Origin of the sequence: Pseudomonas anatoliensis (assembly GCF_017976235.1) — a bacterium.
GTDB lineage: Bacteria > Pseudomonadota > Gammaproteobacteria > Pseudomonadales > Pseudomonadaceae > Aquipseudomonas > Aquipseudomonas anatoliensis.
In genome coordinates this window covers 347,506-363,223 of the sequence record NZ_JACVHC010000006.1, presented here as the reverse complement: position 1 = coordinate 363,223, position 15,718 = coordinate 347,506, and the positions used below count along the sequence as shown (strand labels likewise).

The 15,718-nt window shown below is 57.8% G+C and carries 14 protein-coding genes; 7 read left to right on the top strand and 7 right to left on the bottom strand.

The window, feature by feature from the left end; genetic code table 11:
• Positions 1–26 precede the first annotated feature (26 nt).
• Positions 27–1,058: an amino acid ABC transporter substrate-binding protein gene (locus ICA16_RS21335; protein WP_042557768.1), complete on the bottom strand. Its 1,032-nt coding sequence runs from the start codon at positions 1,056–1,058 to the stop codon at positions 27–29.
• Between the two features lie 468 nt (positions 1,059–1,526).
• Between ICA16_RS21335 and ICA16_RS21330 the strand changes: the two genes are divergently transcribed.
• The 5 genes from ICA16_RS21330 to ICA16_RS21310 all read left to right on the top strand — a co-directional run bounded on the left by ICA16_RS21330 (position 1,527) and on the right by ICA16_RS21310 (position 7,035).
• Positions 1,527–2,183 (top strand): alpha/beta hydrolase, encoded by a 657-nt coding sequence (locus ICA16_RS21330; protein ID WP_210701479.1) that lies wholly within the window; start codon positions 1,527–1,529, stop codon positions 2,181–2,183.
• 96 nt (positions 2,184–2,279) lie between these two features.
• On the top strand, positions 2,280–3,758 hold the full coding sequence (gene rhlB / locus ICA16_RS21325) for an ATP-dependent RNA helicase RhlB (RefSeq protein WP_150603730.1): 1,479 nt from the start codon (positions 2,280–2,282) through the stop codon (positions 3,756–3,758).
• Positions 3,759–3,898: 140 nt separating this feature from the next.
• Positions 3,899–4,843, top strand: coding sequence for an ornithine cyclodeaminase family protein (locus tag ICA16_RS21320; RefSeq protein WP_210701478.1), 945 nt, complete (start codon positions 3,899–3,901; stop codon positions 4,841–4,843).
• Positions 4,844–5,188: 345 nt separating this feature from the next.
• Positions 5,189–6,316 carry an NAD(P)/FAD-dependent oxidoreductase gene (locus ICA16_RS21315; RefSeq protein WP_210701477.1) on the top strand — a complete coding sequence of 376 codons (1,128 nt, stop codon included), beginning with the start codon at positions 5,189–5,191 and terminating at the stop codon, positions 6,314–6,316.
• 92 nt (positions 6,317–6,408) lie between these two features.
• Entirely contained in the window at positions 6,409–7,035 is a 627-nt protein-coding gene (locus tag ICA16_RS21310; protein ID WP_150597492.1) for a helix-turn-helix transcriptional regulator, read from the top strand.
• A 100-nt stretch (positions 7,036–7,135) separates the two neighbouring features.
• On the opposite strand, the gene ICA16_RS21305 is transcribed toward ICA16_RS21310, so the two are convergent.
• The 6 genes from ICA16_RS21305 to ICA16_RS21280 all read right to left on the bottom strand — a co-directional run bounded on the left by ICA16_RS21305 (position 7,136) and on the right by ICA16_RS21280 (position 12,482).
• Positions 7,136–7,912 carry an ABC transporter substrate-binding protein gene (locus ICA16_RS21305; RefSeq protein WP_150617203.1) on the bottom strand — a complete coding sequence of 259 codons (777 nt, stop codon included), beginning with the start codon at positions 7,910–7,912 and terminating at the stop codon, positions 7,136–7,138.
• Between the two features lie 293 nt (positions 7,913–8,205).
• Positions 8,206–8,658, bottom strand: coding sequence for a molybdopterin synthase catalytic subunit MoaE (gene moaE, locus ICA16_RS21300; RefSeq protein WP_210701476.1), 453 nt, complete (start codon positions 8,656–8,658; stop codon positions 8,206–8,208).
• Positions 8,659–8,661: 3 nt separating this feature from the next.
• Positions 8,662–8,904, bottom strand: a complete 243-nt coding sequence (locus ICA16_RS21295; RefSeq protein ID WP_210701474.1) for a MoaD/ThiS family protein — start codon at positions 8,902–8,904, stop codon at positions 8,662–8,664.
• Positions 8,901–9,374: a cyclic pyranopterin monophosphate synthase MoaC gene (gene moaC, locus ICA16_RS21290; protein ID WP_210701472.1), complete on the bottom strand. Its 474-nt coding sequence runs from the start codon at positions 9,372–9,374 to the stop codon at positions 8,901–8,903. Before moaC ends, ICA16_RS21295 begins: the two co-directional genes overlap by 4 nt.
• A gap of 242 nt (positions 9,375–9,616) precedes the next feature.
• Positions 9,617–11,008, bottom strand: a complete 1,392-nt coding sequence (locus tag ICA16_RS21285; RefSeq protein WP_150617200.1) for a PhoH family protein — start codon at positions 11,006–11,008, stop codon at positions 9,617–9,619.
• 349 nt (positions 11,009–11,357) lie between these two features.
• Entirely contained in the window at positions 11,358–12,482 is a 1,125-nt protein-coding gene (locus tag ICA16_RS21280) for a polysaccharide deacetylase family protein (RefSeq protein WP_210701471.1), read from the bottom strand.
• Between the two features lie 268 nt (positions 12,483–12,750).
• On the opposite strand from ICA16_RS21280, the gene yaaA reads away from it, so the two are divergent.
• Both yaaA and ICA16_RS21270 read left to right on the top strand, forming a co-directional pair.
• Positions 12,751–13,530: a peroxide stress protein YaaA gene (yaaA, locus tag ICA16_RS21275; protein ID WP_150617198.1), complete on the top strand. Its 780-nt coding sequence runs from the start codon at positions 12,751–12,753 to the stop codon at positions 13,528–13,530.
• 811 nt (positions 13,531–14,341) lie between these two features.
• Positions 14,342–15,658: a nucleotide sugar dehydrogenase gene (locus tag ICA16_RS21270; RefSeq protein ID WP_150603721.1), complete on the top strand. Its 1,317-nt coding sequence runs from the start codon at positions 14,342–14,344 to the stop codon at positions 15,656–15,658.
• The last annotated feature ends 60 nt before the right edge of the window (positions 15,659–15,718 follow it).

Here is a 15,718-nt window from a genome sequence, read left to right as displayed (position 1 = left end):
GGTTGGCCCGCCGGGCGATAGAACCATTAGCGCACTGGTGGTGCGTACTGAATGCCGCCGTTGTTCCACAGGGCGTTCAGGCCACGGTCGATTTCCAGCGGAGTGTTCTTGCCGAGGTTTTTCTCGAACACTTCACCGTAGTTGCCGACCTGCTTGACGATCTGCACGACCCAGTCCTTCGGCAGTTTCAGGTCTTTGCCGTATTCACCGTCAGCACCGAGCATACGAGCGACGTCCGGATTCTTGGTGGACTTGGCTTCAGCTTCGACATTCTTCGAAGTGATGCCGGCCTCTTCAGCGTTGAGCATGGCGTAGCCAGTCCAGCGCACTACAGCCAGCCACTCGTCGTCGCCGTTACGCACGACCGGACCCAGTGGTTCCTTGGAAATGGTTTCCGGCAGAACCACGTAGTCTTTCGGCGAAGCCAGTTTGCTGCGCTGGGCGAACAGCTGGGATTTGTCGGAAGTCAGCACGTCGCAACGACCGGATTCCAGCGACTTGGCGCTTTCATCGGAGGTGTCGAAGGTGATTGGGGTGTATTTCAGACCGTTGCCGCGGAAGTAGTCGGAAACGTTGAGCTCGGTGGTAGTACCGGCCTGGATGCAGATGGTTGCGCCGTCCAGCTCTTTGGCACTCTTCACGCCCAGCTTGTTGTTTACCAGGAAGCCGATGCCGTCGTAGTAGGTAATGAAGCCCGGGAATTTCAGGCCCATGCCCGCATCACGGGAGCTGGTCATGGTGGTGTTGCGCGACAGGATGTCGATCTCGCCGGACTGCAGCGCGGTGAAGCGCTCCTTGGCGTTCAACTGACTGAATTTGACCTTGGTTGCGTCGCCGAATACGGCAGCGGCTACTGCGCGGCAGAAGTCAGCGTCGATGCCGAGGATCTTGCCGGTAGCGTCCGGAACCGAGAAGCCCGGCAGACCGTCGCTCACGCCACATTGCACGAAACCTTTCTTCTGCACGGCATCCAGGGTTGCACCCGCCTGAGCGAACCCGCTGACGCCGAGTACTGCTGCTGCAGTCACGATCGCCAGAGTGGATTTCAACATCTTCATTCAAACCTCCAGTTTTGCTCTTGTTGTGTCGGAGCTTGAGTCCAGTCGCACCCTTTTGAGGCGGTGTTGACCCTAGTTGGCTTTTTATTGGGTCAACCGACGTAAAGACCTTCGCTATGAGTGTTTCAGGAGAAAATCCACATCATGGACAACTCACTTCTCACCAATTGGCCGAACGGGCTGTAGCCCTTTCATATTCGCTAAGCCCATGGCGGCCATTGGCGAACATCCATTACCGGATTCTTTGCATCCCATCGCCAGGCGTTCACTGATAGTGTTACCGCCAGACGCGAGATCGGTTGCACGCTTCAAGCCATAGCAAAGCCCGTACCACACCGGCCGCTGAAGCACATAAGCGACAGGTCAATAGCAAAACTTGTACCCTTGCGACATCTTCTTAACGGATCAACCGGGCGCGCACTTCAATCACGCACTCAATGAGAGCGCCCGCACATATTTGGAGCAGACATGACCGAGCCCTTGATTCTTCAGCCTGTTAAGCCCGCAGACGCCTGCGTGATCTGGCTGCACGGCCTCGGCGCCGACCGCTATGACTTCCTGCCGGTCGCCGAGGCATTGCAGGAAAGCCTGCTGAGCACACGCTTCGTGCTGCCTCAGGCGCCGACACGCCCTGTGACAATTAACGGCGGATACGCCATGCCGAGCTGGTACGACATTAAAGCCATGAGCCCGGCGCGGGCGATCGATCGCGATGAGCTGGAAGCATCGGCCGATCACGTCATTGAATTGATCGAAAACGAGCGAGCCAGCGGAATAGACGCCTCGCGGATTTTTCTCGCGGGTTTCTCCCAGGGTGGCGCCGTGGTCTATCACACCGCTTTTCTGAAATGGCAGGGGCCGTTGGGGGGCGTGATGGCGTTGTCGACGTATGCGCCGACGTTCAGTGAAGAACTGCAGTTATCGGCCAGCCAGCAACGAATTCCGGTGCTTTCGTTGCACGGTCAGTTCGACAACGTTGTGCAAAACTCCATGGGCCGCACTGCTTATGAGTATCTGAAGGCCCATGGTGTCACCGTGACATGGCAGGAATACCCAATGGAGCACGAAGTGTTACCCGAGGAAATTCGTGATATCGGTAGCTGGCTGAGCGAGCGCCTGCGCTGATTATCCGCACAACGTCCGCCCTTTGATCATCACACTACGCCGCGCCCGTTTCTTGCATTACACTGGCCGGCGTACATTCCTTAACCAATTGATGAGATGACCGTGCTCGAAGCACTCAAGAAAATGTTCGGTAAAAGCGAGGCTGAGCAGCTCGCGCCAGTTACCCGTGCGCCGTCGCACGCCGCCGGTCATCGCAACGATGCCCCGCAGGCCGACCGCCCCGCTCCCGCAGCGGCACCGAAGCAACAACCGCAACCTGCACCGGCCGCGCCAATCGCCGCCGAGCCTGCCCGCAGCGAAGCGCCAAAACCGCTCAAGCCGCGTCGCGAACCCAAGCCCAAGGCACCGGTCATCCCGTGGAAACTCGAAGACTTCGTCGTCGAACCTCAGGAAGGCAAAACCCGTTTTCACGATTTCAAGCTTTCTCCAGAGCTGATGCACGCCATTCAGGATCTGGGCTTTCCTTATTGCACGCCGATCCAGGCGCAGGTGCTGGGCTTCACCCTCGCCGGCAAAGACGCCATCGGCCGCGCCCAGACCGGTACCGGTAAAACCGCCGCGTTCCTGATCTCGATCATCACTCAGTTGTTGCAGACCCCGCCGCCGAAAGAACGCTACATGGGCGAACCCCGTGCGCTGATCATCGCGCCGACCCGTGAGCTGGTGGTGCAGATTGCAAAAGACGCCGCTGACCTGACCAAGTACACCGGCCTCAACGTGATGACGTTTGTCGGCGGCATGGATTTCGACAAGCAGCTCAAGCACCTTGAAGCGCGCCACTGCGACATCCTCGTCGCGACCCCAGGCCGTCTGCTCGACTTCAACCAGCGCGGCGACGTGCATCTGGACATGGTCGAAGTCATGGTGCTGGACGAAGCCGACCGCATGCTCGACATGGGTTTCATCCCGCAGGTTCGGCAGATCATTCGCCAGACCCCGCCGAAAAGCGAACGTCAGACGCTGCTGTTCTCCGCGACGTTCACCGAAGACGTGATGAACCTCGCCAAGCAGTGGACCACCGACCCGTCGATCGTCGAGATCGAATCGCAGAACGTGGCCAACGAAAACGTCGAGCAGCACATCTTTGCCGTGGCCGCTGCCGACAAATACAAACTGCTCTTCAACCTGGTCAACGATAACGGCTGGGAGCGGGTGATCGTGTTTGCCAACCGCAAAGACGAAGTACGCCGAATCGAAGAACGCCTGGTGCGCGATGGCATCAACGCCGCGCAACTGTCTGGCGACGTGCCGCAGCACAAGCGCATCAAGACCCTGGAAGGCTTCCGCGAAGGCAAGATTCGCGTATTGGTCGCCACCGATGTTGCCGGTCGCGGCATCCACATCGACGGCATCAGCCACGTCATCAACTTCACCCTGCCGGAAGTCCCGGACGATTACGTGCACCGCATCGGCCGTACCGGTCGTGCCGGCGCCGATGGCGTGTCGATCAGCTTTGCCGGTGAAGACGACTCCTACCAGTTGCCGTCCATCGAAGAGAAGCTCGGCCGCAAGATCAGCTGTGAAACACCTCCAACGCATCTATTGCGTGCAGTCGAGCGCAAGCGTCCAGAGTAAGCGACACGATAAAAGAGAAGCGCAGCCGGCAACGGACTGCGCTTTTTTTGTGCCTGCCTTTTTTCCCGGAGGATCTTGCCCGATAAAACTAAAAGTCCATAATAGACAAATAAGTTTAGATTTCGCTTCCGGAGCCTGACATGTCCAGTACGCCCTACGTGATCGACCAAACCCAGGCCCGTGAGTTGCTGGCCCGCATTGATGTGCCGCAGACATTGCGCAAACTGTTCCGTGATCTCGCTGCCGGTAACGCGGTACAACCGGCGCAGCAACTGGTGGAATTCCCACAGGGCGCTGGCGACTTCATCAACTATCTGGGAGTGCTGGCCGAAGACGGTGTGTACGGCGTAAAGACCTCGCCGTACATCGTCCGCGAGCAAGGACCGTTGGTGACCGCGTGGACCTTGTTGATGTCGATGCAGACCGGCCAGCCCTTGCTGCTGTGCGATGCCGGCGAACTGACCACTGCGCGTACGGCTGCGACCACCGCAGTGGCCGTCGATGCCCTCGCCCCACTGGACGCGCGGCGACTGGCGATCATCGGCAGCGGCAAAGTTGCACAGGCGCATCTGCATTACGTGAAGTCTTTGCGCGACTGGCAAAGCATCAGTGTGTATTCGCCGAGCCTGAATGAGGATCCTGAAACCCAGGCGCAGCTCAAAGCCATTGCTCCCCTGCTGACGGTTGCCAAGAGCCGTGAAACTGCCCTCGCCGATGCCGATGTGATCATGCTCTGCACTTCGTCAGCGGGGCCGGTGATCGACCCGGCAGCACTGAGCAAACCCGCGTTGATCACCTCGATCAGCACCAACGCCCCCCGCGCCCACGAAGTGCCACCGCAAAGCCTCAACGACATGCAGGTGTTCTGCGACTACCGTCTGACCACGCCAGGCTCGGCGGGCGAGATGCTGATTGCTGTTGAGCAACATGGCTGGAGCAGGGATTCGATCATGGGTGACCTCGCCGATCTGCTCAGTGAAAAAGTGCAACGCCCGGATTACCACCGTCACGTGTTTTTCCGCTCGATCGGGCTGGGCCTGGAAGACATTGCCCTGGCGAATGCGGTTTATCGCCTGAAGCACTGACACCTCGATCCCCTGTAGGAGCTGCCGCAGGCTGCGATCTTTTGATCTTGCCTTCAGAAAATCAAAATCAAAAGATCGCAGCCTGCGGCAGCTCCTACAGAAAGCACATTCCAGAGTGGATGTCGCCGAAGGCAGATCCACAGAAAACGCATTCCAAAGTGGGTGTCGCCGAAGGCAGATCCACAGAAAACGCATTCCAGAGTGGGTGTCGCCAAAAGGCAGATCCACAGAAAACGCATTCCAGAGTGGGTGTCGCCGAAGGCAGATCCACAGAAAACGCATTCCAGAGTGGGTGTCGCCAAAAGGCAGATCCCACAGAGAACCTCGATACCTTTGGAGATGTTCATGAGCCAGGCAGATTTCATCATCATCGGCGGCGGGATTGCCGGCGCTTCCACCGGTTTCTGGCTGTCGCCCCACGCCAAAGTGATTGTGCTGGAGCGTGAATCTCACCCGGCCTATCACTCCACCGGGCGGTCCGCCGCCCTGTTCACCGCTGCTTATGGCACACCGCAGGTACGCGCGCTGACTCAGGCCAGCCGTGAGTTTTTCGACCAGCCGCCGGCCGGATTCTGCGAGCACCCGCTGCTGACCCCACGCGGCGAAATGACCGTGGATTTCACCGGTGACGCCGCCGAACTCAACAACCAGTACCTGAGCGCCAAAGCCACGGTGCCGCAAATGCAACTGCTCAGCGCTGATGAAGCCTGCGCGCGCCTGCCGATCCTGCGCCGGGAAAAAGTCCACGGGGCGATTTACGACCCGACAGCCTGTGACATCGATACCGACGCCCTGCATCAAGGCTACCTGCGCGGTATCCGCCGCAACCACGGAGAGGTGCACACCGACTGCCAGGTGCTGAGCCTTGAGCGCGATGCCAATAATCTCTGGCAGGTGCAGACCAACGGCCAGACCTTTAGCGCGCCAGTGATCATCAACGCGGCCGGCGCCTGGGCCGACAAGATCGGCGCAATGGCCGGAGCACAATCGCTGGGCCTGCAACCGAAACGCCGCGCCGCGTTCATCTTCGCCGGGCCCGAAGGCGTCGACATTCATCACTGGCCAATGCTGGTCAGCCTCGACGAATCGTTCTACATGAAACCCGACGCTGGCATGTTCCTCGGCTCGCCAGCCAATGCTGACCCGGTCGAACCTCACGACGTGCAGCCTGAAGAACTGGACATCGCCATGGGCATCTATCAGATCGAAGAAGCCACAACACTGACCATTCGCCGCCCGACCCGCACGTGGGCCGGTTTGCGCAGTTTCGTCGCCGACGGTGATTTGCTCAGCGGGTTCGATGCACAGGTGCCGGGCTTGTTCTGGGTCGCAGCCCAGGGCGGGTACGGCATCCAGACGTCACCGGCAATGGGCCAGGCCAGCGCGGCCCTGGTACGCGGTCTGCCGTTACCCGAGCAACTGCGTCAGTTCGGTCTGAGCAGCAACATGCTCTCCCCTGCCCGGCTCGGTTAATCCGCGCTGCGGATGACGCGCCCAACCGATTGCGGCAAACTCGCAGCGCCCCTGTTCATGGGGGCGCTGACGCTGCCTGGAGCTCCACTGTCATGACCGCCCCCGAACTCGACCCGGCACTGGATAACTTCCGGGCCATCGCCGACGCCATCGCCACGCTGTTTTTTCCCCACGCCGAAGTGGTGCTGCACGATTTGCGCACGCAAAAAGTCGACTACATCGCCAATAACCTGTCCAAACGCGAGATCGGTGACGAGTCGTCACTCGAAGACATGCTCAGCGAAGACGTCAGCGAGCGGAACATCGGCCCGTACGAAAAGTTGAATTGGGATGGTCAGAAGATCCGCAGCCTCAGCAGCGTGCTGCGTGACAGCGAAGGCCTGCCGCTGGCGGTGCTGTGCATCAATCTGAATATTTCGCTGTTCGAGAATGCCAAGGCGGCGCTGGATCTGTTCCTGTCGCCAAGCAAACTGATCCCGCAACCCGACTCACTGTTTCGCGATGACTGGCAGGAGCGCATCAACACGTTCCTGCACGCCTGGCTGCGCGAGCGGCAATTGAGCCTGAATCTGCTGACCCGCGATCACAAACGTGAACTGGTGCTGGCGCTGCACGCCGAAGGCGCGTTCAAGGGCAAGAGCGCCTCGAACTATGTGGCCAATGTGCTGAACATGGGGCGGGCGACGGTGTACAAGCATTTGAAAGAGCTGAAGGGCTAGAGATTTGCGGTGACTGATCTGACCCCATCGCGAGCAGGCTCACTCCTACATTTGAAATGCGTTCCCCTGTAGGAGTGAGCCTGCTCGCGATAGCGGATTATCAGTCACCGTAGATATCGGACTTGAAATACTTCTCGGAAATCTTCTGATATTCGCCGCTCGCGCGAATCCCGTCGATTGCGGTATTCAGCTCGCTGACCAGCTCACTATTACCCTTGCGCACCGCAATCCCCGCACCTTCGCCCACATACTTCGGATCCTTCAGCTCCGGGCCGACAAACGCATAGCCCTTGCCGCGTGGCATCGACAGAAAGTCATTCAGCGGAATGGTGTCGGCAAAAATCGCATCAAGGCGACCGGCTGCCAGGTCCATGTAAATCTCTTCGTTGTTGCTGTAGCGCTTGACGTTGACGCCCTTGGGTTCAAACACCTCGGTGGCATAACGGTCGGTGGTGGTTGCGCGCTGCACACCGACGTTCTTGCCTTTGAGGCTGGCGTATTGATCATCGACCGTGGCGCCTTCCTTCATCACCAAACGCGACGAAGTGAAGTAATACTTGTGTGTGAAATCCACCGACTTCTTGCGGTCTTCGTTGATGGTCATGGACGACAGCGCCATGTCGATTTTCTTCACTTTCAACGAAGGAATCAGGCCATCAAACTCTCCTTCGACCCACACGCACTTGGCCTTCATCTGCGCGCACAGAGCATTGCCGATGTCGTAGTCGAAGCCGACGATTTCGCCTTTGTCGGTTTTCGAGGCGAATGGCGGATAAGCAGCTTCGATACCGATGCGCAGGGTTTTCTCGGCGGCAAAGACGCTGGAGCACGCCAACAGACTGAGGGCCAGACCGGTGATGAGGGGGAGTTTCTTCATGTTCATTCTCTCGCGGGTTGTTGTTGGTTTGGCAAGATGAAGAAGAGCAGCTGGGAGCGGGGAGCTACGAGCGGCAAGACTGAAGCTTTTTTTGTACTTGGAAATCCATATTGGACTTATAGGTACAGATCGTCAATCGGACAGATAAGCAAGATTTCGGTGATGCCGATGACGCCATCGCGAGCAGGCTCACTCCTACAGGGGATCGGTGGCGAACACAAAATCTGTGTCCATGAAGATCCACTGTAGGAGTGAGCCTGCTCGCGATGGCTGACTTGGGGACACTGAAGAACTTACTGTTTCCAGCGATCCGCCGCCGCATGATCACTGTCCCGCCCCTCAACCCAGCGCGGCCCATCACTGGTGTTTTCCTTCTTCCAGAACGGTGCACGGGTTTTCAGGTAATCCATGACGAAAGCGCAGGCGTCGAACGCAGCCTGGCGATGGGCGCTGGCAGCGCCGACAAAGACGATGGGCTCGCCCGGTTCCAGCGCGCCGATGCGGTGCAGCACTTCCAGTTTCAGCAACGGCCAGCGCTGCTCGGCCTCGACGGCGATCTTGCCGAGGGCTTTTTCAGTCATGCCCGGATAGTGTTCGAGAAACATCCCCGCCACATCCAGCCCGTCGTTGAAGTCGCGCACGTAGCCGACAAAACTCACCACCGCGCCGACGCCGACATTGGCCGCGTGCATCGCGTTGATTTCAGCACCCGGATCGAACGGCGCGGCCTGCACACGAATCGCCATGGCTCAGCCTCCGGTCACTGTGGGGAAAAACGCCACTTCGTCGCCATCGACCACTGGTTCGTCGAGCTGGCACAAGTCTTCGTTGCGCGCGCACATCAGGTTCTGCTCGCTCAGTACCTCGGCGCCGTCACGCTGCGCCAACAGCGCGCGCACGTCATCGACGGTGGCGAAATCGCCGTCGACCGTTACCGAGTCAACGCCCAGCGCTTCACGGTAACGGGCAAAAAACTTAACCGTCAGCTTCATGCTTGATCCGCCTGAAAGTGCCCGCTCTTGCCGCCGACCTTTTCCAGCAGACGCACGCTTTCGATGGTCATGCCGCGATCCACCGCTTTGCACATGTCATAGATAGTCAGCGCGGCGACGCTGGCAGCGGTCAGCGCTTCCATCTCGACGCCGGTCTGCCCGGACAATTTGCAACGCGCGACGATGCGCACGGCGTCTTCGCCTTCAGCGCTGAGCTCGACTTTGACGCCAGTGAGCATCAGCGGATGGCACAGGGGAATCAGATCACTGGTTTTCTTTGCAGCCTGAATACCGGCAATGCGCGCCACGGCGAACACGTCACCCTTGGGATGGCCGCCGCTGACGATCATCTGCAACGTTTCGGGGAGCATGCGCACCAGCGCTTGAGCCGTCGCTTCACGAAACGTCACGGCTTTTTCAGTGACGTCGACCATGTTGGCGCGACCTTGGGAATCGAGATGAGTCAGCACGGGATTACTCCTGATCAGGAGCGGGGATTGTAAACCTGCGAGTCAAATTTCCGCACGCATGAATATGGCGTTCTTCGTGTAGGAGCTGCCGAAGGCTCGGGCCGCGGTCGGACGATCTTTTGACTTTGATCTTTAAAAACAAGATCAAAAGATCGCAGCCTTCGGCAGCTCCTACATTTGATCGGCATTTATCCATAAAAAAACCGGGCAGCTTTTTCGGCCGCCCGGTTTGTTTCGAAGGGTTACAAATGCGTTTCGGCGTATTCGGCCAGGATCGAGCGAGGCACCCCTTGCAGGGTGATGTGCACACCGTTAGGGAAATCCTTGAAACGTTCGGTCAGGTAGGTCAGCCCGGAGCTGGTCGCGGACAGGTATGGGGTGTCGATCTGTGCGAGGTTACCCAGGCACACCACTTTGGAACCCGCGCCGGCACGGGTGATGATGGTTTTCATCTGGTGCGGCGTGAGGTTCTGGCATTCGTCGATCAGGATCAGGCTCTGCTGGAAGCTGCGACCGCGAATGTAGTTGAGCGATTTGAACTGCAACGGCACTTTGCTGAGGATGTAATCGACGCTGCCATGGGTGTTTTCGTCATCCATGTGCAAGGCTTCGAGGTTGTCGGTGATGGCGCCCAGCCAAGGCTCCATTTTTTCCGCTTCGGTGCCAGGCAGGAAACCGATTTCCTGGTCCAGGCCTTGCACGCTGCGGGTGGCGATGATGCGCCGATAACGCTTGCTGACCATGGTCTGCTCGATCGCAGCGGCCAACGCCAGAATGGTTTTACCGGAACCGGCCGCACCCGACAGGTTGACCAGATGGATGTCCGGATCGAGCAGCGCATACAGCGCCAGGCTCTGGTAGATGTCACGCGGTTTCAGGCCCCAGGCTTCCTGGTGCAACAGGGGTTCCTGATGCAGATCGAGAATCAGCAGGCGGTCTTCGTCAATCTCCTTGATCCAGCCAACGAAGCCCTGTTCATCGATGATGAACTCGTTGATATGCACTGCTGGCAGGTTATCGATCAGCTTCACTTCGTGCCAGGTGCGGCCGTGGTCCTGACGGGTTTCAACCTTGCTCACCAGGTCCCAGAAAGAGCCGGTCATGTTGTGATAACCGTTGGGCAGCAGCGACACGTCGTCAACCAGTTGGTCGGTGCTGTAGTCCTCGGCCGCGATCCCGCAGGCGCGCGCCTTGAGGCGCATGTTGATGTCTTTGGTCACCAGAACCACAGGTTTCTGTGGGTCACGGGTGTGCATATCGATGAGTTGGTTGATGATTTTGTTGTCGTTCAGATGCTCGGGCAGAATCAGATTCGACTCGGCCTGCTTGCTCATCAGAATTGACAGCAAGCCCTTCGGACCGCCCTTGCCGCGCTGAATCGGCACGCCCAGTTCGACGTCCTCGGGGGAGGCATCGCCCAGGGTCTTGTCGATCAGCCGGATGGCCTGACGGCATTCGGCGGCAACGCTGTGATGCCCGCTCTTGAGCTTGTCCAGCTCTTCCAGCACGGTCATCGGGATCGCGACGTGGTGTTCTTCGAAATTAAGCAGGGCGTTTGGATCGTGAATCAGTACGTTGGTATCGAGTACATAAAGGATTGGCTGGTTGGAAGGGCTACGTCCGTGATCATCCATACTCGGTCACCTTTGTCAGAGCCATTCGACGCAATACCTCTACAGTGCTGCGCCTCGAAGTGACTGCCGATTCATCTGCCGGGCTTTTATTGAAAGAGGCAGGTGACTTGCACACAAAGTGGGTCTTGGAAGACGCCACCTGTGTTGCAGGTTTCGGCGGTCTGTCTTCGTAATACTCCAAAACCCATGACAGGAAAAAGCACTTTGACGGTTTTTTGAAGTTTATTTTGCAGAGTGACGAAAAGCCCTTGGCGGACCGTTCAGACCCCGCTAAAGTCGGAAGTCCGCCTGCATCGAATCCTGTAAAAAAATCGCCCCAAGCCCAATGTTTACGGGCTTTCTTCGTTTCTCAGCGAAACCCGTCCAGACAGTCTTCCCAACCGATGCCGCTTTGCGAAGTTTGCGTGATCAGCCAAGGCATGGCGGTCTTCACGGCATCCTGTTTCATGTTGAAATTGATCACTCCGTGACGCCACAACAGCATCAGGGTCAGCACTCGCTGTGCACTCTGCGGGCCTTTGAGTTTGCCTGCGCCGTCCGCGGCATCGATGTCCCAAAGCGCCACTTGCAGGCCCTGCGTGTTAAAGAAGCCTTTTGCATCGCTGCGCCGCTGGCCATCTGGCGGACGAAACAGCGGTACATAGTTTTCCGGCAGTTTGTTCTTCACCAGATCGGCACTGCGGCGCACCGAGTCCTGCCAGTCCTGCCAATGGCTGTGGGAACGGAACTCCCAACCCTGCACGCCGACGCATTGCTGCGAGAACGCCGCTTGCAGGCCGCTCACGGAACGGTCACCCAGTCGCGCCTGAATATCCTTGCCCAACATGAAGAACGTGCCGCTCATGTTGGCCTTGCGCAGGTACTCGGTGAGCCAGTCGGTGTTGTCCGGTTGCGCGTTGGCGGCGCTGTCGAAGGTCAGCAGAAACAGTCGGTCATGCATCTCGTCGCCGTTGCGCTCATAGTCGCCGAAACGATCGATTTCGCTGCTGGTCTGCGGGAACAGCGCAGCCTTGCGCAGCAGTTCGTCCAGATACTGCAAATGGAAGATCCGACTCGGCTCGGCCCACTTGGTGTAATAGCTGTCATCGCTGACGACGAATTTGGCGGCTTGCTCACGCAGCGTCGGCAAGTCTTCGACGAGGAAGCAGAACGAGGCGTCCTGATCGCAACTCTGCTGGGCGAAGTTGTAGTTGGCAAGCAAGCGCTGCCACAGGCGCTCGCGCAGGCTGTTGACTGAATCCAGATTGACCGTGCGCAGGCCCAGGCGCTGAGCCAGCGCGGCCTCCGTCATCGATTCGGTGCCGAGCAAGCCGCGGGCAAACATGAGGATTTCCGCCCGTGAAGCGACGTCGAACAGCGTCGGGCTGCTCAGTTGCTCAGGCCAGGTGCCGCGATCCAGCGTCGCCACATCGCCCGGCGCCGCGACGGCTCCGAAGCTCAACAGCCACGCGGTGAATAAAAGAACAATGCGCAATGGGGTGTCTCCGTCACAAAACCCGGGAGGCACTATATCGCGGGTGGATCAAAAGAAAGATCAAAAGATCGCAGCCTGCGGCAGCTCCTACAGGTTCACGCCACAGACTCGAGGCCACTTCATGTCAGGCGCGAACTGTAGGAGCTCTCGAGCCCCAGCGAGGCAGCGATCTTGTTCCATGACACCACCGATCACCTATTACGCTCATAGCTGGAGTCAACACCGACAACCCCCTAGAATCGCCCCCACGATTAAAGGAGACGACTTCATGCTGATGGTGATTTCCCCCGCCAAGACCCTCGATTACGAAACGCCGCCGGCGACCCAGCGCTTCACCCAGCCGCAATATCTCGACCACTCCCAGGAACTGATCCAGCAGTTGCGCGAGCTATCGCCGGCGCAGATCAGCGAGCTGATGCACGTCTCCGACAAGATCGGCGGGCTCAACGCCGCGCGTTTCGGCAGCTGGACGCCAGCGTTCACTCCGGAAAACGCCAAGCAGGCACTGCTCGCGTTCAAGGGTGACGTCTACACCGGTCTCGATGCGCAGTCCTTCAGCGAAGCGAATTTCGATTACGCGCAAAAACACCTGCGCATGCTTTCCGGCCTCTATGGTCTGCTGCGCCCGCTGGACCTGATGCAACCGTATCGTCTGGAAATGGGCACCAAACTGGCCAACGCGCGTGGCAAGGATTTGTACGCGTTCTGGGGCACGCGCATCAGTGAATGGCTGAATGAAGCATTGGCCGAGCAAGGCGATGACCTGCTGCTCAACCTGGCGTCCAACGAGTACTTTTCGGCGGTCAAACGCACCGCGTTGAATGCGCGAATCATCAATGCCGATTTCAAGGATCTGAAAAACGGTCAGTACAAGATCATCAGCTTCTACGCAAAAAAGGCCCGTGGCCTGATGAGCCGTTTCGTGATCCAAGAAGGCATCAACGATCCAGCCCACCTCAAGCAGTTCGATGTTCAGGGTTATCGCTACAGTGCTGAACAATCCAAACCAGACAATCTGGTGTTTTTGCGCGATCACGCCCCCGAATAAAGCATGCCTATTGCACGACTCTTTCTATCGAGAGTCGTGCAGCTCGCACGATGTCAAAAATCCCTCGCTACATATCGCCATTTTTATGGCGCCATAAAATCAACAGCCTCTTTTCTAATATTAGTTTCACTCGACACTGATCATTTTTTTCAGTAGTGGCACCTAATTTTTTTCACTGTAGTGGCACAAAACTATCTAACGTGATTATTCGCCTGTTAATAAAGGTCGGAAACGAAGGTGCCATCAAATTGAGACTAGTGCCATCTTCGACAATATTTCAAGAAATTTCAGATTTCGCGATGAGCGGACAGGAACTTCGTCCAAATGCATAGCTCATACCACCGGTAACGATTCTCGCCGAGTTTGTACGAGATAACTTACGCTAGACAGATAGTCATGTAACCAAGTTGTCACAGCAACTTGCCTAGATGACTAACTAGTCTGAAAGCAAACTGAAGGTCAGGAGATACGCACCATTAATATCCCCTGCAAGGCCATGGCCACGCCCCTATAAACGTGCTCGCCTGAGCACCCAACCGCTTGATCTACAAGGCTTCCACCTGACATCAAGCGCGTAAAAACGATTGCACCAAGGTCTTCACCAATGAAGATCGGCTGCATAACAGGGCATGCCATAACAACAAGGCCTGGTTGCGCACATCTTGAGTGCACTTATTTAGACACTCGAAACTTAGTATGCCTGCACACGGCATTGTTGCGCCTGTGCGTCGCACTTTCGAGTGCACTAACGAACGCTGAACACCATTAACTCCGGCCCTCTAGTGGCCTGATATATACAGAGGTAATTGCGATGCGCATCAGCATATTTGGTTTGGGTTACGTTGGCGCAGTGTGTGCCGGTTGCCTGTCTGCACGGGGCCATGACGTGGTTGGCGTCGATGTAGCCAAAGACAAGATCGACATGATCAACGCTGGCAAATCTCCCATTGTTGAGCCGGGTCTGGGCGAACTGTTGCAGCAAGGTATTCAGAACGGACGTCTGCGCGGTACGACCAACTTCGCCGAAGCGATTCGCGATACCGACCTGTCGATGATTTGCGTCGGCACGCCGAGCAAAAAGAATGGCGACCTGGAACTGAACTACATCGAGGCCGTGTGCCGCGAGATCGGTTTTGTTCTGCGTGACAAGACCACCCGCCACACCATCGTGGTGCGCAGCACCGTACTGCCGGGCACTGTCGCAAACGTTGTCATCCCGATCCTCGAAGACTGCTCCGGGAAAAAGGCTGGCGTCGATTTCGGCGTTGCGGTCAACCCTGAGTTCCTGCGTGAATCCACCGCGATCGCCGACTACGACCTGCCACCGATGACCGTTATCGGCGAGTTCGACAAGGCCTCGGGCGACGTTCTGCAATCGCTGTACGAAGAACTCGACGCACCGATCATCCGCAAGGACATCGCCGTTGCCGAAATGATCAAGTACACCTGCAACGTCTGGCACGCCACCAAAGTGACCTTCGCCAACGAGATCGGCAACATCGCCAAAGCGGTCGGCGTCGATGGCCGTGAAGTGATGGACGTCGTTTGCCAAGACAAGACCCTCAACCTGTCCCAGTACTACATGCGTCCAGGCTTCGCTTTCGGCGGTTCGTGCCTGCCGAAAGACGTCCGCGCCCTGACCTACCGCGCAGGTTCGCTGGACGTCGAAGCGCCACTGCTCAACTCGCTGATGCGCAGCAACGAATCGCAAGTGCAGAACGCCTTCGACATCGTTGAAAGCCACGACAAACGCAAAGTCGCCCTGCTCGGCTTGAGCTTCAAGGCCGGCACCGACGACCTGCGCGAAAGCCCGCTGGTGGAACTGGCTGAAATGCTGATCGGCAAGGGTTACGACCTGAGCATCTACGACAGCAACGTCGAGTACGCCCGTGTTCACGGCGCGAACAAGGACTACATCGAGTCGAAAATCCCGCACGTGTCGTCCCTGCTCAATTCGGACTTCGACTCGGTGATCGACAACTCCGACGTGATCATCCTCGGCAACCGCGACGAGAAGTTCCGTGCGCTGGCTCAGCAAGCACCGGACGGCAAACAGGTCATCGACCTGGTCGGCTTCATGGCCAAAGCCACCGACGCTGGCACCCGTACCGAAGGTATCTGCTGGTAAAGCAGCCCTAAGCGACAAGCCTCGAGCTGCAAGCCAAAGCGTTTTGCTTGCAGCTCGCAG